At 64.6% G+C, this 18,459-nt stretch carries 18 protein-coding genes and 1 pseudogene; 12 read left to right on the top strand and 7 right to left on the bottom strand.

Going from position 1 to position 18,459, the window contains the following annotated elements:
- Position 1 precedes the first annotated feature (1 nt).
- Positions 2 to 256, top strand: coding sequence for a molybdopterin converting factor subunit 1 (gene moaD / locus ACED18_RS00835; RefSeq protein ID WP_377288087.1), 255 nt, complete (start codon positions 2 to 4; stop codon positions 254 to 256).
- A 4-nt stretch (positions 257 to 260) separates the two neighbouring features.
- On the top strand, positions 261 to 740 hold the full coding sequence (locus ACED18_RS00830; RefSeq protein ID WP_377288085.1) for a molybdenum cofactor biosynthesis protein MoaE: 480 nt from the start codon (positions 261 to 263) through the stop codon (positions 738 to 740).
- Positions 741 to 746: 6 nt separating this feature from the next.
- On the opposite strand, the gene ACED18_RS00825 is transcribed toward ACED18_RS00830, so the two are convergent.
- Positions 747 to 1,643, bottom strand: coding sequence for a branched-chain amino acid ABC transporter permease (locus tag ACED18_RS00825; protein WP_377288083.1), 897 nt, complete (start codon positions 1,641 to 1,643; stop codon positions 747 to 749).
- 66 nt (positions 1,644 to 1,709) lie between these two features.
- On the opposite strand from ACED18_RS00825, the gene ACED18_RS00820 reads away from it, so the two are divergent.
- Together ACED18_RS00820 and ACED18_RS00815 are read left to right on the top strand one after the other, a co-directional pair.
- Entirely contained in the window at positions 1,710 to 2,273 is a 564-nt protein-coding gene (locus ACED18_RS00820) for a CGNR zinc finger domain-containing protein (protein ID WP_377288081.1), read from the top strand.
- Positions 2,270 to 2,815, top strand: a complete 546-nt coding sequence (locus ACED18_RS00815) for a hypothetical protein (protein ID WP_377288079.1) — start codon at positions 2,270 to 2,272, stop codon at positions 2,813 to 2,815. Before ACED18_RS00820 ends, ACED18_RS00815 begins: the two co-directional genes overlap by 4 nt.
- A gap of 74 nt (positions 2,816 to 2,889) precedes the next feature.
- On the opposite strand, the gene ndk is transcribed toward ACED18_RS00815, so the two are convergent.
- Positions 2,890 to 3,312, bottom strand: a complete 423-nt coding sequence (gene ndk / locus ACED18_RS00810; RefSeq protein ID WP_377288077.1) for a nucleoside-diphosphate kinase — start codon at positions 3,310 to 3,312, stop codon at positions 2,890 to 2,892.
- Between the two features lie 126 nt (positions 3,313 to 3,438).
- Entirely contained in the window at positions 3,439 to 4,128 is a 690-nt protein-coding gene (locus ACED18_RS00805; RefSeq protein ID WP_377288075.1) for a glutathione S-transferase family protein, read from the bottom strand.
- Between the two features lie 141 nt (positions 4,129 to 4,269).
- Here ACED18_RS00805 and ACED18_RS00800 point away from each other — a divergent pair, with 141 nt between their 5' ends.
- From ACED18_RS00800 to ACED18_RS00790, 3 genes are all read left to right on the top strand, one after another.
- Entirely contained in the window at positions 4,270 to 4,797 is a 528-nt protein-coding gene (locus tag ACED18_RS00800; protein WP_377288073.1) for a DinB family protein, read from the top strand.
- A gap of 55 nt (positions 4,798 to 4,852) precedes the next feature.
- Positions 4,853 to 6,742 carry an ABC-F family ATP-binding cassette domain-containing protein gene (locus ACED18_RS00795; RefSeq protein WP_377288071.1) on the top strand — a complete coding sequence of 630 codons (1,890 nt, stop codon included), beginning with the start codon at positions 4,853 to 4,855 and terminating at the stop codon, positions 6,740 to 6,742.
- Between the two features lie 118 nt (positions 6,743 to 6,860).
- Positions 6,861 to 7,436, top strand: coding sequence for a hypothetical protein (locus ACED18_RS00790; RefSeq protein WP_377288069.1), 576 nt, complete (start codon positions 6,861 to 6,863; stop codon positions 7,434 to 7,436).
- Here ACED18_RS00790 and ACED18_RS00785 read toward each other — a convergent pair whose 3' ends face one another.
- A complete protein-coding gene (locus ACED18_RS00785; RefSeq protein WP_377288067.1) occupies positions 7,437 to 8,279 on the bottom strand; it encodes a GNAT family N-acetyltransferase in 843 nt (280 codons plus the stop codon).
- 149 nt (positions 8,280 to 8,428) lie between these two features.
- Here ACED18_RS00785 and ACED18_RS00780 point away from each other — a divergent pair, with 149 nt between their 5' ends.
- Complete coding sequence (locus tag ACED18_RS00780) at positions 8,429 to 9,355, top strand: Gfo/Idh/MocA family protein (RefSeq protein WP_377288065.1); 927 nt, start codon at positions 8,429 to 8,431, stop codon at positions 9,353 to 9,355.
- A gap of 541 nt (positions 9,356 to 9,896) precedes the next feature.
- On the opposite strand, the pseudogene ACED18_RS00775 reads toward ACED18_RS00780, so the two are convergent.
- From ACED18_RS00775 to ACED18_RS00765, 3 genes and pseudogenes are all read right to left on the bottom strand, one after another.
- Positions 9,897 to 10,430, bottom strand: a pseudogene (locus ACED18_RS00775) (AAA family ATPase); the annotation flags it as partial.
- A 10-nt stretch (positions 10,431 to 10,440) separates the two neighbouring features.
- Entirely contained in the window at positions 10,441 to 10,890 is a 450-nt protein-coding gene (locus ACED18_RS00770) for a DNA polymerase III subunit chi (protein ID WP_377288063.1), read from the bottom strand.
- A gap of 11 nt (positions 10,891 to 10,901) precedes the next feature.
- Positions 10,902 to 12,392, bottom strand: coding sequence for a leucyl aminopeptidase (locus tag ACED18_RS00765; RefSeq protein WP_377288061.1), 1,491 nt, complete (start codon positions 12,390 to 12,392; stop codon positions 10,902 to 10,904).
- A 355-nt stretch (positions 12,393 to 12,747) separates the two neighbouring features.
- Here ACED18_RS00765 and lptF point away from each other — a divergent pair, with 355 nt between their 5' ends.
- The 4 genes from lptF (at position 12,748) to ACED18_RS00745 (ending at position 18,449) form a co-directional block, all read left to right on the top strand.
- Complete coding sequence (lptF, locus tag ACED18_RS00760) at positions 12,748 to 13,920, top strand: LPS export ABC transporter permease LptF (protein ID WP_377288059.1); 1,173 nt, start codon at positions 12,748 to 12,750, stop codon at positions 13,918 to 13,920.
- Positions 13,917 to 15,002 carry an LPS export ABC transporter permease LptG gene (gene lptG, locus ACED18_RS00755; RefSeq protein ID WP_377288057.1) on the top strand — a complete coding sequence of 362 codons (1,086 nt, stop codon included), beginning with the start codon at positions 13,917 to 13,919 and terminating at the stop codon, positions 15,000 to 15,002. Before lptF ends, lptG begins: the two co-directional genes overlap by 4 nt.
- On the top strand, positions 15,002 to 17,341 hold the full coding sequence (locus ACED18_RS00750; RefSeq protein WP_377288055.1) for an LPS-assembly protein LptD: 2,340 nt from the start codon (positions 15,002 to 15,004) through the stop codon (positions 17,339 to 17,341). Before lptG ends, ACED18_RS00750 begins: the two co-directional genes overlap by 1 nt.
- A gap of 136 nt (positions 17,342 to 17,477) precedes the next feature.
- On the top strand, positions 17,478 to 18,449 hold the full coding sequence (locus tag ACED18_RS00745; RefSeq protein ID WP_377290961.1) for a SurA N-terminal domain-containing protein: 972 nt from the start codon (positions 17,478 to 17,480) through the stop codon (positions 18,447 to 18,449).
- Positions 18,450 to 18,459 lie beyond the last annotated feature (10 nt).

The following is an 18,459-nucleotide window of genomic DNA, read 5'->3' as shown; positions in this document are numbered from 1 at the left end:
GATGGTGAAGCTCGTCTATTTTGCCTGGGTGCGCGAGAAGATCGGCAAGGGCGAGGAAGAGATCGACCTGCCGGCGAACGTGGTAACGGGCGGCGATCTCATTGCGCATCTCAAGACGCTCGGCGACGACTATGCCGATGCGTTGGCGCACGAAAAGGTCATCCGCATCGCGATCAACCAGGAGCATGTGGAACATGACGAGCCGATCGGCGGGGCGCGGGAAATCGCGCTTTTCCCGCCAATGACGGGTGGCTGAGGCGATGGCCGCGCCGGCCCGCACGCCAACGGTGCGCGTCCAGCAGTCGGCGATCGACGTGGCGGCGGAAAGCGCGCTCCTGACCGACGGGCGGCGGGATATCGGTGCGCTGGTGACCTTTACCGGGCTCTGCCGGGATGAAGCCGGACGGCTCTCCGCGCTGGAACTCGAACACTATCCCGGCATGGCCGAGCGGGCGATCGGCGCGATTGCCGCGGATGCCATTGCGCGTTTCTCCCTGCTCGGCCTGACGGTCATTCACCGCTACGGGTCGATGCAGCCGGGCGACACGATCGTCCTTGTTGCGGCGGCGGCGAGCCACCGGCAGGCGGCCTTCGACGCGGCCAGCTTCGTGATGGATTTCCTGAAGACCGACGCCCCCTTCTGGAAGAAGGAGCATCTGGCGGCCGGCGGCACCGGCGGCTGGGTGGATGCGCGCGAGGCGGATGACGATGCCCGGGCGCGCTGGCACGGCGGCACGTGATGCCTCTCAGATCGCCGGCTTTTCCCGCCGGAACAGGACCAGCATCAGCACGAGCAGGCCGAAGATGACGGGATCGCGCCACACGATCGGCCCGTAGCCGCTCCACAGGCTTTCCAGCAGGCCGATGACCCCGCCGCCCAGCGCTGCCAGGCGCGGCTCGCCATGGCCGCCGATACCGGCGATGAACAGAACCTTCAACGCGAAGACGAAGCCGGTGCCGAAATCCATGTTGCCGTAATAGGCGGCCGCAAGCACGCCGGCGATGGTGGCGACAAGTGCCGCGGCAAGACTGGTAGCGAGGAAAACGGCGGCGGGATCGATGCCGCAGAGCGCTGCCGCCTGCCGGTCTTGCGCAACCGCCCGCCACATGCGGCCTGCGGCCGAGCGCGCCAGCACCGCCTGCCCGGCCAGCAGCAGCCCGAGCATGACACCGACATTCAGCAACTGCATGACCGTGAGCGCCACGGGGAAGCCGTCGGCCGACCAGAGCACCACCGGCATGTTCAACATCGGCGGGAGCCAGACGGCGCGGGTGTCGGAGGCAAGCCGCGCCGTTTCCGACAGGACGAGCAGCACGCCCAGCGAGGCGACGACCACCGCCGTGGCCGCGCCGTGTGCCAGCGGGCGCATGACGGTGCGGGCGATCACCAGCCCTGCCCCGCCCGTGTAGAGAAGAGCGGCCACGGCGCCCAGCCCCAGCGCCGCCGGCATGACGAGGAAAAGGCGGCTCCAGCCGACATCGACGAAAAGAATGAAGATCTGGCCGGAGAACGCGAAGAGCGCTCCGAACGTGAGATCGGCACGGCGTGTCAGCGCAAACACCAGCCCGTAGCCAAAGGCGAGCAGCGCATAGAGCGCTGCCACAGGCACGGCATTGGCGAGTTGCTGGAGGAAATAGGCCATGGAGATCGGCTCCCGATGGTCAAAAGGATAACTTGCAAAACTGATTTTACCAGTTAGAATTTTTCCATGCCAATCGAAACAGCGCCCTTCGCCTGGACCCCGCACCGCTTTGCCGGCGGTGCGCTCGCGCTTGATGTCGCCAATTCCATCATCCTGCGCGACGACCCCTTCCGCCGCCGTGACCGTTTCGCCGATCCCGCTGCGCTTTCAGCCTTTCCCGCTGCGGCAAACGCCTTGTGTGGCGAACGCGAGGGTCTGCCGCTGCTGCACCCGGTGCCACAAGCGGCACAGGCAGCTTTTCTCCTGCTGCGCGAGACGATCGATGCTCATTTCCGCGCCCGGATTCACGGGCATGGCGATGACAGGCTGCTGGCGGATCTGCTCGTGGCAGCCGCCGCCGTGCTGCGCGACGGGCAGCGCGGGCGGCTGGATACGGAGACGGCGCATTCCGCGCTGCGGCTCATCGCCGATCCCGCGCCCGAGCGGCTGAAGATCTGCCCCAATTGCGGCTGGCTGTTTCTCGACCGCAGCCGCAATCGCAGCCGCGCCTGGTGCGACATGGCGGTATGCGGCAATCGCGCCAAGGCGAAGCGGCATTACCGGCGGCAGAAAGAGGAGGTCGTACAATGACGAGGTCGTGCGGCGCGCGGCACCTGGGAAGCTATCTGCCGCTTTTCGCGGGGCTTTGCCTGGCAATTCTGGGACTGGCCGGCTGCCAGCGGGAGGCGGAAGGGCCGCTGAAACTTTCCGGCAAGGTGTTCATCTTCAACTATCGCCTCGCCTATGCAACCTATGTGCTGGCGCTGGAGAAGGTCGGCCCCGTCGAAGAGGGCATGCGGGTCGTGGCCCGTTTCCAGAACCCGGCCGGCGGCGAGGATCTCGTCACCGAGCGCAAGCTGTTCCCGAAGCTGGACAAGGTCTCGCTCGAGAGCCCCGATGTCACCTGCATCCGCAAGGGCGTGCCCTACCGCATCACCATCAACGTCCTGGGCCCCGATGGCAGCGAGCGGCAGCGGCTGGAGACGACGCTTGCCTCGACGCTCGACCAGGACGTGCTTCCGGCCAGGGCGCTGGTGATTGGCCCCGCCTACGAGAAGAACCCGGACATGTTTGCAGACGGCAAGGCGCCCGCGCATTTCGCCACGATGCGCTGCCCGGCAAAGACGCCCTGATCCCGCGCAAAAAACAGAAAAGGCCCGGCCGCCATACGGCGCCGGGCCCTTTGCTGATGTCAGTCCGCTGAAAATCAGCCGACGATTTCGGTGCCGGAGAACCAGTAGGCGATTTCTTCGGCAGCGGTTTCCGGGGCGTCGGAGCCGTGAACCGAGTTTTCGCCGATCGAGAGGGCATGCGTCTTGCGGATGGTGCCTTCGGCGGCGTTGGCCGGGTTGGTGGCGCCCATGATCTCGCGGTTCTTCAGGATGGCGTTTTCGCCTTCGAGAACCTGAACGACGGTCGGGCCGGAGGTCATGCCTTCAACGAGTTCGCCGAAGAAGGGGCGATCCTTGTGAACGGCGTAGAAGCCTTCGGCCTGACGCTTGCTCATCCAGACGCGCTTGGAAGCCACGACGCGCAGGCCGGCATCTTCGAGCATCTTGGTGATGGCGCCCGTCAGGTTGCGCTTGGTGGCGTCAGGCTTGATCATCGAGAAGGTGCGTTCAATCGCCATTGTCCCAAATCCCTTGTATCTTGAAACGTTGCCCGCAACGGTTTGCGGATGTGGGCGCCTCCTTACCGGCCTCCTTGCCGCAAAACAAGGGGGCGCGGCCGTTTGGCGCCCCGCACGTGTCAAGTTTCACGCAGCCGTCACGCTGCGCCCCAACGCAGCGTGGAGATCGAGGCAGCGGTCGAACCAGAGGGTGACGGGGTCATCGGCTTCCAGAACCATGGTTTTCGACACGATACGGGCCCACTGGAAGGCGCCGAAGACGATGTAATCGGCAAAGAGCGGGGCCTCGCCGCCGAGAAAGGGCTGGTGGCGGAGCGTGTGGCGCAGCGGCTCCAGCCGGGTGCGAAGCTCGGTGATGGCGGCAGGCGCGCCGGCGGCGGTTTCCTCCAGCGTGCGGCCGAGACGCTTTTCACGGCTTTCGCGGAAATAGGCCTGATCGGCGGGCGCGAGCATCGCATGGATATCCGTGATGAGGATGGGCGTCAGAAGCGGATGGACCCGGGTTTGCGAGAATCCTTCCACGAAGCGGGCCGTGGCGAGCCCGCCCGGACCGCCAAAGAGGCTCGGACGATCCGGATAGGTCTCTTCCAGATAGCGGGCGATGGCGAAGCTGTCGGAGACGAGCGTGTCGCCGTCTTTCAGCAGCGGGACGAGCTTCGTCGCACCGTTTTCGATCGCGGGGATGGCGGTGAAGCCGACGGCGACGGTTTCGGCGGCAAGCCCCTTGTGGGCGAGCGCCATCGCCACCTTCCACACATGCGGCGAAAACGGGCGGGCGGGATCGGCGCCCGCGAGGGCGTAGAGGGTCAGGCTCATGGGCGGCTCCTGCGTTTCGGGATCACGTCCATTCACACATGGCGTTGGGGCGTGATCCAATCAAAACATTTCATCGGTCGCATCACGCCCCTGGATGGCGGAACAGGATAGGGTCGTCTTTTCCTGCAGGGACGAAGCGCCATGATCGATCATTTCCGCATGTTTGCCCGCTACAACCGCTGGGCCAATGAACGCCTGTACGCCGCCGCCGCCACGCTCACCGAAGCCGAGTTCAACGAGAGCCGCGGCGCCTTCTTCGGCTCACTGTGTGCGACACTCAACCATCTCGTGGTGGCCGATGGCATCTGGATGAAGCGCTTTACCGGCGAGGGCGAGGCCGCCAACCAGCTTGCCGCCATCCTTTACACAGAGCTCGCCGCGCTGACGGCGGCGCGCGAGGCGCTTGACGCACGCCTCATCGGCTGGCTGGACGGGCTCGACGATGCGGCGCTTTGCCGTCCCGTCACCTACTCGGCCATCACCAACCCTGCCCCGGTCACCCATGCGCTGGCGCCGGGGCTCTCCCATATGTTCAACCACCAGACCCATCACCGCGGCCAGTGCCACGCCACCCTGACGGCGCTCGGCAAGGAAAGCCTGGCGCTGGACCTGATCTATTTCCTGCGGGCGGAGGGAAAGGAGTGGCTGGCGGCGGGCGAGCCGGCGTGAAACGCAGCGCCTCCCCGCTTGCATCCCCCTGCCCCTCACTCTTATACACGCCGGCATGATCGCGATTTCCGGCCTCACGGCCCGCATTGCCGGGCGACTGCTTATCGAGAATGCTTCCGTCACCTTGCCTTCGGGCACGAAGGCGGGGCTTGTGGGGCGCAATGGCGCGGGCAAGTCCACGCTGTTCAAGATCATCACCGGCGACATGACGCCGGAGGCGGGCACCGTGTCGCTGCCGCGCCAGGCGCGGATCGGCCAAGTGGCGCAGGAGGCGCCCGGCACCGAGGATGCGCTGATCGAGATCGTGCTTTCGGCCGACAAGGAGCGTGCGGCGCTCTTGAAGGAAGCGGAGACGGCCAGCGATCCGAACCGGATCGCGGAGATCCAGACGCGGCTCGCAGACATTGGCGCCCATGCGGCGGAATCGCGCGCGGCCAGCATTCTCGCCGGCCTCGGTTTCGACCATGCCGCCCAGCTTCGCCCCGCCTCGTCCTTTTCCGGCGGCTGGCGCATGCGCGTGGCGCTGGCGGCCGTGCTCTTCTCCGAGCCGGACCTGCTGCTGCTCGACGAGCCCACCAACTATCTCGACCTCGAGGGCACGCTGTGGTTGGAGGATTACATCCGTCGCTATCCGCACACGGTCATCATCATCAGCCACGACCGGGATCTGCTGAACACCGCCGTCAACTCCATCGTGCATCTCGACCAGAAGAAGCTGACCTTCTATCGCGGCCCCTACGACCAGTTCGAGCGGCAGAAGGCGGAGGCCGACGAACTGCAGATGAAGGCGAAGGCCAAGAACGATGCGGCGCGCAAGCACCTGCAGAGCTTCATCGACCGGTTCCGGGCCAAGGCCACCAAGGCCCGGCAGGCCCAGAGCCGCATCAAGGCGCTGGAGCGCATGGGCACGGTGGCCGCCGTGATCGAGGATCACGTGCAGGGCTTTTCCTTCCCCGAGCCCGAGAAGCAGCCGGCCTCGCCGATCGTCGCCATCTCCTCGGCCGCGGTGGGCTACCAGCCGGGCGCGCCGATCCTGAAGCGGCTGAATCTTAGGATCGACAATGACGACCGCATCGCGCTGATCGGCTCGAACGGCAACGGCAAATCCACCTTCGCCAAGTTCATCTCCGGCAAGCTCGCCGCCGAGAGCGGCGAGGTGAAGACGGCGCCGGGGCTGAAGATCGGCTTCTTCGCCCAGCACCAGATGGATGACCTGATCCCCGCCCAGAGTGCGGTGGAGCATGTGCGCCGGCTGATGCCCGGCGAGGTGGAGGCGAAGGTGCGCGCCCGCGTCGCCCAGATGGGTCTTGCGACCGAGAAGATGGACACGCCCGCCAAGGATCTCTCCGGTGGCGAGAAGGCGCGGCTTCTGATGGGGCTTGCCGCCTTCGATGCGCCGAACCTGCTGATCCTCGACGAACCGACCAATCACCTCGATATCGACAGCCGCCGGGCGCTGATCGCGGCCCTGAACGACTATCCGGGCGCCGTCATCCTGATCTCCCACGACCGCCATCTGATCGAGGCGACTGTCGATCGTCTCTGGCTCGTCAAGGATGGAACGGTGACGGCCTTCGAGGGCGACCTTGAGGATTATCGTGGCCTGATCGTCAGCGGCCCGAAGGGCAAGGACGACAAGGCGCGGCCGACGCTTGCCGATGACGGCCTTTCCAAGGCCGACCAGCGCAAGGCCAGCGCCGACCGGCGCGCAGCCCTTGCCCCCTTGCGCAAGAAGATCAATGAAATCGAGTCCCTGACGGCGAAACTCGAGAAACTGATTCAGGCGCTTGATGCAGAGCTTGCGGATCCCGCGCTCTACGAAAAGAGCCCGGCGAAAGCCGCTGCCAAGGCCAAGAGCCGCGCCGATGCGGCTGCGCAGCTTGCCGAGGCGGAGGAAAAGTGGCTGGAGCTTTCGGCGGAGTACGAAGAGGGGATGGCGGGCTAACGGCCTGACGCGCCCCTGCGTGCGCGCTCTCTCCTCATGCGCTCTCTCCTCGCCACCCGCCCCAAACTGGCGACTTCGCGCGATTGACGTTTCTCCCCCACCTCATCAGACTTGCGGCATGGACGCCAACGAGACCGGGGCCGAGCCCGGAGCAACCACCACCATTGATGCCACGCTCTGGGCTTTCCTGCGCGGCGACATGGCTGTCCGGGATTTGGAACTCTGGATCTATTCCGACGATTCCCTGGACACGGTGTTCGGTACAGAGCTCTATCTGACACTCATCTCCGCCAACTGGCGTGATCGCCATGCCGTGGCAAGCCTCATTGAGCGGCTGGAGGCCTTTGGACGTCTGCGGCTTGCCTGCGAATGCATGACGCTGCGCGATCTCGATGTCCTTCCCATGGGCTTCACCGATCGCGCCGACCGCTTCTTCTCTACCGTCGGACCGCGGCACTGGCATGGCGGGGCGGAATGGTGGCTGTTTGCTGCGCGATGCAGCGTCTGCGGCCAGCATTGGCTGGGGGCGCAAAGCGAGCGAGCCTATGATGTCTACGCGCTGCGGCGGCTGAGCCCCGCGCAAGGGTCGCGGATCGCGGGAGACGGAGCCTGGCCGAACGAATTCCGCACCTATGAGCGTGTGCTGGCGGTCGCCGGTGGTTTTGCCGCAACGGCGGAGCCGCTTGAGGAATGATCAGCCTAGTTCAAACGTTGTGATTCCGTAGATGCGATCGAGCGGCAGATCCGGGTCGATGCCGCGATACATACGGGCGGTTTCGAAAACCGGTTTCAGATTGTAGCGGGCAGTAAGCGCCTTTGCGGCGGCATTGGGTTCCGGCACGTCGAGGAAGACGGGGCCGCCCTCGGCGAGGCTGACGAGACGGCGGAAGAGGAGGTCGGCGCCGGTTTCGGTATCGGAAAAGAGCGGGCCGATCTTCGAGCCCTCGTGGCAGCGGCGCACCGTGCCATAGCCTGTGATCTTGCCGGCGCGCAGCAGGGCAACGCTCTGGCGGCCGCCGCTATCCTTCAGCCATTCGGCCAGAAAGGTCTCGCGCCGGGCAGGGTTGAGCGCGCGGTCGTAGTCGACGATCATGGGAACGTGCAGGCGCTGGACCTCGACAAGATCGGCGCTGGCGGCGGCCGGGACGGTCGGCGTGCCGCCGTAGCGGATATTGGCATGGGCGTAGGCGAAGCCGGATTTTCGATAGTTGTCCTGCTGGGCGACCACGCCATCGAGGCCGATGATGCGGTTGCCGGCGCCGGCGATGGCCTCCTGCCAGAGCGTATAGCCGATGCCCTTCCCGCGAAACTCCGGCGCGGCGATGTAAAGGCCGAGGAAGGCATAGGTCTCGCCATAGCGCACCAGCGACAGGCCGGCCGCCAGCCGCCCCGCCACCTCCGCGACGAAGAATCCGCCTGGATCGGTGCGGAAGAAGGCGTCGGCATCACCCGTGCCCGGGTTCCAGCCTTCGGCGGCGGCCCAGTCGATGAGCGTGGCGACATCGGCGGCAGTGGCAGTTCGGATCAGGGGCGACATGGCGTCTCCTTTGCAGGATGAGAAGGAATAGCGTCGAGCCGGACTTTGTCCACCGCCGGAGGGCGGCGAAATCGCGCGGGGCTGCTTGCCGATGCCTTGCGATCTGCTACAACAGCAACAAAAGTCATACTATTTGGGACGGAGATACCATGAACCCCATCCGCATTGCCATCGTCGGCGTCGGCAAGATCGTGCGCGACCAGCACCTGCCGGCCCTTGCGGCCAACAGCGATTACCAGCTGACGGCGGCAGCCAGCCGCAACGGTACGGTGGACGGCATCCCGAACTTCAAATCGATCGAGGAGATGCTGCAAGCCGTGCCCGAGATCGAGGCGGTGTCGCTCTGCATGCCGCCGCAGTTCCGCTATGCGGCGGCCGTGACCGCGCTCAAGGCCGGCAAGCATGTCTTCCTTGAAAAGCCGCCGGGCGCGACGCTGAGCGAGGTCGAGGATCTTGCGGCGCTGGCCGCCGCCAAGGGCTTGTCGCTCTTTGCCAGCTGGCATTCGCGCTATGCGCCGGCGGTGGAAGCTGCCAAGGCATTTCTCGCTGGCACGACGCTCGAAAACGTTCAGGTGATCTGGAAGGAAGATGTGCGCCACTGGCATCCGAACCAGGCCTGGATCTGGGAAGCCGGCGGCCTCGGCGTGTTCGATCCCGGCATCAATGCGCTCTCCATCGTCACCCACATCCTGCCGCGCCCGGTCTTCGTCACCGCCGCGACGCTGGAATTCCCCGAGAACCGCGACGCTCCGATTGCCGCCGCGATCACCTTCAGCGATGCAGAGAAGCTCGCCGTTTCCGCCGAGTTCGACTGGCGCCAGACTGGCAAGCAGAGTTGGGACATCGTGGCAAAGACCGCGGCCGGCACCATGGTGCTTTCCGAAGGCGGCGCGAAGCTCTCCATCGACGGCAAGCTCGTTCATGAGGAGCCTGAGCGCGAATATCCTGCCCTCTACGCCCGCTTCGCCGAGATCGTGAAGGCGGGGCGTTCGGACGTCGATCTGGCACCGCTGCGGCATGTGGCCGATGCCTTCATGCTGGGCAAGCGGAAGGTGGTCGAGGCGTTCTACGACTGAGCGTATAGCGAATAGGATTCTGGGGAGCGGCGTTTCCGGCAAGGGGCATTGTTTTATGGGCACGATTGAGAAACCCGTGCGGCGATGCCACCGGGTTTTTTCATTTCAGGGTCTTTCGGACGGGGCGCTGGAAGCCGCCGGTGGCGAAAGGGAATGGTAAAGTGACGCCTTTCAGCGCCCCGTTCAGCGGTTTTTGTCGGCAAGCCTGACCGCTCGGGCGTGATGAAACCGGCTCGACCCGGTTCCTCGTCCGACCCCTGCGGCGCGGCTTGATGTACGTCGCAACGACCGAGTTTTACAGGACGACGGTGTTTCGCCCGCCGCCATTCACCTCCCTGAGGCCTTGCCTCCGCCCACGGTTCTTCGGGGCGAACGGCCGTTTCGCGGACCCGGACCGGTGGGGGCCACGTCTGCCCCGTCCCAACCCGCGCCGGCCCCGCAACGCCGGCACGCCTGCCGGTGTATCCGCTGCGGGACGGGGCCAGTATGGGGCGGACCTGCCGGGAGGGGGAAAGCGGGGTAGAAAATAGGCCTTGAGGGATCATCGATTTAGCAATCGGAGGATCTGTTCCACGCTGTCCTCGACCGAGAGATGCACGGTGTCGAGGCGCAGGTCTGGCTGCCAGGGTTCATAGGTCAGCGCGCAGATCTCGGTCCAGCTTGGCGGGATGAGCCCCTCCACCTCGGCGGCACGTGTTTCGGCGCGGTGGCGATGGGTTGCGGGATCGGAACAGATGATTTCAACCTCGACGAAGGGCCGGCCGGCAGATGTCGCGACCGCACGAAAGGCGCTGCGGGTGATCTCCAGCGGATTGACGGAATCGGCGATGACGGTCTGGCCGAGCCGGAGATTGTCAGCGGCCAGCCGGGCCAGCGTCACATAGCCGCTGGCGCCGACATCCTGCCCTCCCGCCAGGGGGGCCGTCGCGCGGATGGCCTGCTCGATCGTATCGACGCGCAGGTAGCAGGCGGAAAGCCGCCGCGCCAAGGCCTGCGCCACCGTGCTTTTGCCAGAGCCCGCCAATCCCCCGAGAATGATCAGCATGGGCGATCTCCGCTGGTGGGCGCCTGCGCCGGCTTGGCGCTCACCCCTTCTTCCCCCAACGCCCGTCCCGGTCCTGCTGCCAGTAGGTCAGCTGGTGGCCTTCGGCTTTCAGACGCTTCCATTCGGTGCGGGCGTGTTCGACCTGTTCGGTCTGGAAACCGTCGAAGAGGAAGACGGCGCGCTGGTAGGCGTCGAGCGCGGGCGTCACGACACCGTCGACGAGGAAGCGGACGGTGGCGGCGTTGTCATTGCCGGGGCCAGCGGTGATCAGCACGGGCTGTTCTTCCGCATGCGGGGCCGCATCCGTGCCATGCGGCAGGAAGCTGTCGTCGCGGAAGGACCAGAGGTGGTCATCCAGCCGGTCTCGCCGCGTCTCGTCCGGCACCTGCACCACCACGCGCCAGTCCCGCTCCAGGCATTTTTCCAGAAGCGGCGGCAGCGCGTCTTCCAGCTTGGATTCGGTCAGGTGGTAGAAGAGGACTTCGGTCACCGGTTTACCCCTTATCCCTCGTACTCCTCCCGCACGAGGTCATCGAGCAGGCGGACGCCGAAGCCGGAGCCCCAGGAGGTGTTGATCTCGTCGGAGGGGGAGCCCATGGCGGTGCCGGCGACGTCGAGGTGGGCCCAGGGGGTTTCCTTGACGAAGCGCTTGAGGAACTGGGCGGCGGTGATGGCGCCGGCATAGCGGCCGCCGGAATTCTTCATATCGGCGAACTTGCTGTCGATGATCTTGTCGTATTCGCGGCCCAGCGGCATGCGCCAGAGCTTTTCATTGGTGCGCAGGCCGGCGGCGAGCAGCTTTTCGGAAAGCTCGTCGGAATTGGAGAAGAGGCCGGCATGGTTGCTGCCGAGCGCGACCATGATGGCGCCCGTGAGGGTGGCGAGGTTGATCATCATCTTCGGTTTGAAGCGCTCGTTGCAGTACCAGAGCGCATCGGCCAGCACGAGGCGGCCTTCGGCATCGGTGTTGATGATCTCGATCGTCTGGCCGGACATGGAGGTGACGATGTCGCCGGGGCGCTGGGCGTTACCGTCGGGCATGTTTTCCACGAGGCCGAGAATGCCCACGGCATTGACCTTGGCCTTGCGGGCGGCCAGCACATGCATGAGGCCGATGACGGCGGCCGCACCGCCCATGTCGCCCTTCATGTCTTCCATGCCGCCGGCCGGCTTGATGGAAATGCCGCCGGTGTCGAAGACGACGCCCTTGCCGACGAAGGCGAGCGGCTTGTCCTTCGGCTTGCCGCCTTTCCACTCGATGACCGCCAGACGTGGCGGGCGCGCGGAGCCCTGTCCGACGCCCAGCAGCGCGCCCATGCCGAGCTTCTTCATCTCGCGCTCGGTGAGGATTTCCACTTCGGCGCCGAGCGCTTCAAGCTCCTTGGCGCGGGCGGCGAATTCGACCGGGCCCAGAACGTTCGGCGGCTCGTTGACGAGGTTGCGGGCGAGCACCACGCCGTCCAGCACCGCTTCGGCATCGGTCCAGGCCTTCTTGGCGGCGATGACGGCTGAGGTGACGATGGTGACGCGCAGCGTGCGGTCACGCGGCGTCGTGTCATCGTCGCTCTTCTTCGTCTTGTACTGGTCGAAGCTGTAGGCCGAAAGCGCCATGCCGAGGGCGAAATCGGCCGCCTCGCGCCCGCCGACTTCCAGCGGCTCGGCATCGAGATAGACGGTGATCTTTTCCGATCCCTTGACCTTCGAGGCCGCCACGCCGCCGGCCTTCAGCCAGTCGTGGCGGGTGATCTTGGCCTTGTCGCCGAGGCCAAGCACGAGCAGCCGCTCGAAGGGTGAATTGGTGGGGGCGAGGATATCGAGGGTCGAGAGCGCCTTGGCGGTAAACTTCGCCGTGCGCGCCGCGCGGGCGGAGACACCGTCCGGATCGGCCGCCGTCACCCAGGCAGGCTGGCTGCCTGCGACCTGCAGCAGCACGCCGACACCACCAGCGGGGCGGACGGATTTCGCGAAGGTGATCTCGACTTTGGATGGCATGGATGGCTCCGGGACTGATGTCTTGTGGCGCATGCGACGACGCGCCTGTCGCCACACTGTTACGGAGCGGAGCGGCAAAGGCAAAGAAAAAGGGGCGCGGCGCATGGCAGCAGACGGCTCCATCTACAGGAAAGCGTCATGGCCTATCGCCGCACGCAACTGCCAAGCCTGCCATTCGTCACCAAAAAGCCACCAAAGGAGAAATTGTAGCGCCGCCCCTGCCCGCTGCATTGCCCGCGGCGGAGCCATTGGCTAGAGCTGTGCCCGAGGGGATCGTATTGAGGGCCCACACCAACGCGCGTCCATGAGCTGTGGTCGCCAGATTGCTCCATGAAGGGGTCCACCCCGGGATCACATGACGATACTCGAACGCTACATCCTGCGCCGCGTGTTCCAGATGTTCCTGGCGGCGCTGCTTCCCGTGCTCGGCATCATTTGGACGACGCAGGCGCTGCAGCGAATCAACCTCGTGACGGATACGGGACAGTCGATCGGCGCCTTCCTGCAGCTAGCGACGCTGATCCTGCCGACCGTCATTCCGCTGGTGCTGCCCTTCGCGCTCGCCATCGGCATCACCCAGACGCTCGGCACGATGAACACCGATTCCGAGCTGACGGTGATCGAAGCCGCCGGCGGCTCGCGCAGGATCATCTTGCTGCCCATCCTGATGCTGGCCGCCATCCTCAGCGTCTTCTCGTTTACGGTCGACAATGTGGTGGAGCCGAAGGTGCGCCAGGCCGTGCGGCAGATGATCGCCTCGGCCAACGCCGACCTTCTGTCTTCCGTCGTGCAGGAAAATTCGTTCCGCCGCATCGCCGACGGGCTTTACGTGCAGGTGGGCGGGCGGCGCGGCAATGGCGTGCTGACCGGCATCTTCGTTGCCGATTCGCGCAATCCGGAAAGCGAACTCGTCTATTATGCACGCGAGGGTGCCGTGGACGAGGCAAGCTCGGCGCTGGTGATGAAGGACGGCGAGGTGCATCGCAAGCAGCCGGATGGCGGTGTTTCGATCATCAAGTTCGACAGCTACGCCTTCGACCTCGCGGAGATGACGAAGAAGGCTGCGGGCGCGTCCCTGAAGCCGGGCGACCGGGAGCTTTCCTATCTCTTCCATCCCGATCCGAAGGACGAATTCTACCAGAGCAATCCGCTCTCCTTCTCAGCCGAAATCCACCGGCGCTTCGTGGAATGGACCTTTCCGCTGGTCTTCGCGCTGATGGCGCTCGTCGTATCCTCCGACGCCCGCTCGCATCGCGAGGCGCGCATGCACCCGACGCTGCAGGTGATGATCATCGCCTTCGTGTTCCGCTGGATGACCTTCTATGCTGCCAACAGCGCGGAGGATTCGGCCATCTTCATCCCGATCCTCTATGCCGTGCCGCTCCTGACAACGGGACTTTGCATTCGCCAGCTGATCGGCAGCAAGAAGCTGATCCTGCCGGCGCGGTTCTCCGACCAGTTCCACGATCACATGATCAAGCTGAAGCTGGTCCGGCCGGCCGGTGACGATGCGGGGAACGCTCCATGATCGGCGGCACGCTGTTTGGTTATTTCTTCAAGCGCTATGCGCTGACGACCTTCTATTTCCTCGTCGGGATCTTCTCGCTGATCTTCATCATCGATTTCAGCGAGACGACCAGCCGAATGTCGAACCTGCCGAATTATCACGTGGCGGGCGCGCTCCTCATGACGGCGCTGCGCATTCCGATGATCCTGCAGCAGACCGTGCCTTTCGTGGCGCTGTTTTCGGCCATGACCACGCTGATCGCGCTCAACCGCCGCTACGAGCTGGTGGTTACGCGGGCGGCGGGGATTTCGGCCTGGCAGTTCCTGCGGCCCTTCGTGGCGGGTTCGCTCATCTTCGGCATTCTCGCGGTCGCGGCCATCAATCCCATCGCGGCGTGGGGTGCAAAGAAGGCCGAGGCGCTGCAGGCCGAATGGGGCGGCGGCAATCGGTCGTCCTCCGCGCTTTCCATTCCGTGGCTGCGCCAGATCCACAAGGGCGACGACGCGATCATCGGCGCTGGCTCAGTTCAGGACGACGGCGCGACACTGCTCGATGTCACCGTGATCCATTTTGATCCACAGGGCAGCATCACTGTTCGGCAGGATGCCCGCTCGGCAAAGCTCGAAGATGGTTACTGGCTGCTTAACACCGTGACGGAAACCCGAAACGGGGAATTGCCGCGTCGATTCGAGACACTGAAAATTCCGACGGCGCTCAAGCCCGAATTCGTACGCGAAACGTTAGCCAAGGCAGACGCCATTGATTTCTTTGATCTTCCCCGGAAGATCGAAGTGGCCCGTTCGTTCGGGTTTTCCACAGCGGCGATGGAGACGCAATTTCACTCCATGCTCTCGCTTCCCGTGCTTCTCGTGGCCATGACGCTCATTGCCGCCAGCGTTTCGCTGAAGTTCAGCCGGTTCCACCAGAGCCGGTCGGTAATTCTCGGTGGAATCCTCGCAGGCTTCGTGCTTTATGTCGTGACCGTGCTTGTAAAAGCATTCGGGAGCAGCGGTGTAGTGCCTCCGTTCGTTGCAGCCTGGTTGCCAGTTGTTGTAGCGATGGCGCTGGGCTCGACGATTCTATTGCATCAGGAGGATGGCTAGTGGCGGCACGTGACCGCGACCCGATCAGGCGGACGAAGGTGGCCCTGCTTGCAGGCGTTGCCGCGTTCGGTCTCATGACGGGAACGCCCCTCACCGTTCAGGCTCAGTCCACGACGATCGACCAGTTGCAGCCCAACATCGCGCCCGACGCGAAGATGCTGCTCTCGGCGAACGAGCTTGTTTACAATAATGATTCCGGCCGCGTGATCGTGCGTGGCAATGTGCAGATCAATTATGGCGGCTACCAGATGGTGGCCGAGCAGGTCGAGTACGATCAGAAGGGCGGCCGTGTCATCGCCACCGGCAAGATCGAGCTGATCGAGCCCGGCGGCAACCGTGTGTACGGCGACCGCATGGATCTGACGGACGATTTCGGCAACGGGTTCATCGAGCAGCTGCGAATCGAGACGACCGACCTCACCAAGCTTGCGGCGGCCAGCGGCGAGCGCATCAACGGCGAGGAATTCGTGCTGAACAAGGCCGTCTACACGGCCTGCACCCCGTGTGCGACGAAGCCCGATCATCGCTCGCTCTGGCAGATCAAGGCACAGCGCATCGTACAGAACGGGCGCACCCGGACTGTCCGGCTGGAAAACGCCCGTTTCGAGCTCTTCGGCCAGCCCCTGGTCTACCTGCCGGTGCTTGAACTTCCCGACCATACGGTGAAGCGCAAGAGCGGCTTCCTGTTCCCGCGGGTGAAGTACACGCAGAAGCTCGGCGCGCAGCTGTCCGTCCCCTATTACTGGGCGATCCGCCCGGACATGGATGCGACGCTGACGGCGACGGGACTAACCAAGCAGGGTTTCCTTCTGGAAGGCGAATTCCGCCAGCGCTTCCACAATGGCCAGCACACGCTGTCCTTTGCCGGGATCCATCAGCTTGACCGCTCGGTCTTCACGCCCAACACAACCGATGCCGTAGAGCTGAACCGCGGCATGGTGGCGTCGAAGGGCCGGTTCGAGATCAATCCGCGCTGGACCTTCGGCTGGGACGTTCTGGTCCAGAGCGACAACAACTTCGCCAAGACCTACGAGCTGTCGACCTTCGACGGCACCACCTACACCAACCAGGCCTATTTGACGGGTCTCGGCAGCCGCAACTATTTTGATCTGCGGGGCTTCTACTTCGACATCCAGGATGCCGATCTCGGCAGCGCCAGGGAGAAAAAGCAGGCAATCGCCCAGGTGCTCGACTACTCCTACACCGCACCGAAGCCGGTGGCCGGTGGCGAGCTCAATGTCGATGTCAACCTGACCAACGTTCACCGCAGCGGCAAGGACAGCTTTACCGTTCTCGGCGTCGAGCGTTTTCCGGGGCTCGAAGGCTCCGCGCATCGGCTGACCAGCGAAGCGGAATGGAAGCGGACGTTCATTGTGCCCGGCGGCCTTTCGCTGACCCCGCTTCTGGCGGCGCGCGGCGATCTCGTCGGCCTCAACATGGACAATCCGGGTCCGGGCTACGGTGGCAACTATGCCACCGAAGACGCGGTCACGCGCTCGATGCTGACAGCAGGCCTCGAGGCGCGCTATCCGATCCTGATGGCGACCGAGCACAGCAGCCATGTGCTCGAGCCCATCGTGCAGGTCTACGCGCGCCCGAACGAGGACTTCGGCGGGCGCCTGCCGAACGAGGACGCGCAAAGCTTCGTCTTCGATGCGACCAACCTCTTCGAGCGTGACAAGTTCTCCGGTTTCGACCGGATCGAGGGCGGCTCGCGCGCCAATGTCGGCTTCCGCTACACCGGCAATTTCGACAATGGCTATTCGCTGCGCGGCATTTTCGGCCAGTCCTATCATCTGGGCGGGGTCAATTCCTTTGCCACTGACGATCTCGTCAAGGTCGGTGCGAATTCCGGCCTCGAGACGGATGTTTCCGATTTCGTCGGCATGATCGGCATCGATGCACCCACCGGCGTGACGGCAAGCCTCAGCGCGCGCCTGGACGAGAAGACCCTCGACCTGAACCGTGCCGATGCGACGCTCGGTTACGAAGGCATCTACTGGCAGTCGCTGATCACCTACACCAGCATCGCCGCGCAGCCGCTGTATGGCGAGATCGTCGATCGTGACGAGGTGCAGACCGCCGCAGCCTATCGCTTCGCCGACTACTGGTCTGTCTTCGGCTCGCTGACCTACGACATCAACAACGAGGTCATTTCCCGCAATGGCCTCGGCATCACCTATGATGACCAGGACACGCTGTTTTCGATCGTCTACAAGCGGGAGCGCGACAAGAACTCGACGGTCGCCAATGACTGGTCGATCGGCGCGCGCATCAGCTTCCGCACGCTGGGCGACATCAATGTCGGCGATGCCAAGTTCGACGATCTGAACAACTGACAGCAGACGGGCAAAACGGGCCGGCGCGAGCACGCAGACGTGCCGCCGCCGGCTTTCACCGTCGCACTTGTCATCGTTTGGCCGCATGGTTTATGCATGCCATCGAGCGATGGGGCCGTTGCGGCCACTGGACACAATTCCAATGGGTGGAGTGAAGCGCATGAACCGGATGATCCGCGCAGCCGTGCTGGCAGGCCTCATGGGAGCCGCGATGGTCGCGCCGACATCAACCGCAGCCCTCGCCGCGGGCAGCGGCAGCGCCATCCGCGTCACCGTCAACGATACTGCGATCACGTCCGGCGATATTGCCAAGCGCGTCGCCTTCCTAAAGCTGCAGCGCCAGGGCGGCAATCTGCAGGCCACAGCCCGCGAACAGCTGATCGAGGAAGTGCTGAAGCGCGCGGAAGTCGCCCGCGTCGGCATGTCGGTCTCGACCCAGGATGTGGATGCGGCGTTCCTGCGCTTTGCCCAGAGCAACAAGCTGACGGCCGCCCAGCTCAACACCATCCTCGACAAGGCCGGCGTGACCACCGCGCATTTCAAGGCCTATATCGCCGTGCAGATGAGCTGGCCGCGCGTCGTGAACCTTCGCTACAATCTCGGCGGAAACCGCATGTCGGGCGCCGATCTCGTGAAGCGCATGCAGGAGAACGGCGGCAAGAAGCCCGTGACGACCGAGTATTTCCTGCAGCAGGTGATCTTCGTCGTGCCGGAAAAGCGCCGTGCCCAGATCCTCGGCAAGCGCCAGGCGGAAGCCAAGGCCTCGCGCGCCAAATATCCGGGCTGCGACCAGGCCAAGGTCTTTGCCGCCACCATGCATGACGTGTCCATCCGCAGCCTCGGCCGCGTGCTGGAGCAGGAACTGCCCGATGACTGGAAGCCGCTGGTGCTGAAGGCCGGCGACGGCATCACCACCGATACGCGCGTGACCGAGCGTGGCGTCGAATATCTCGGCATCTGCAAGAAGCGGCAGGTGAACGACGACGTGGCGGCCGAAATCGTCTTCCGCGCCGAGGATCTCGGCAAGAAGAAGGAAGCCGGCGAAGACGAGAACAGCAAGCGCTATCTCGACGAGCTGCGCAAGCGCGCCCAGATCGTCTCGCGCTAAGGACAATTTG

Source organism: Rhizobium sp. SG2393, assembly GCF_042610495.1.
Classification (GTDB): domain Bacteria; phylum Pseudomonadota; class Alphaproteobacteria; order Rhizobiales; family Rhizobiaceae; genus RU20A.
This window is presented reverse-complemented; position numbering and strand designations above follow the sequence as displayed.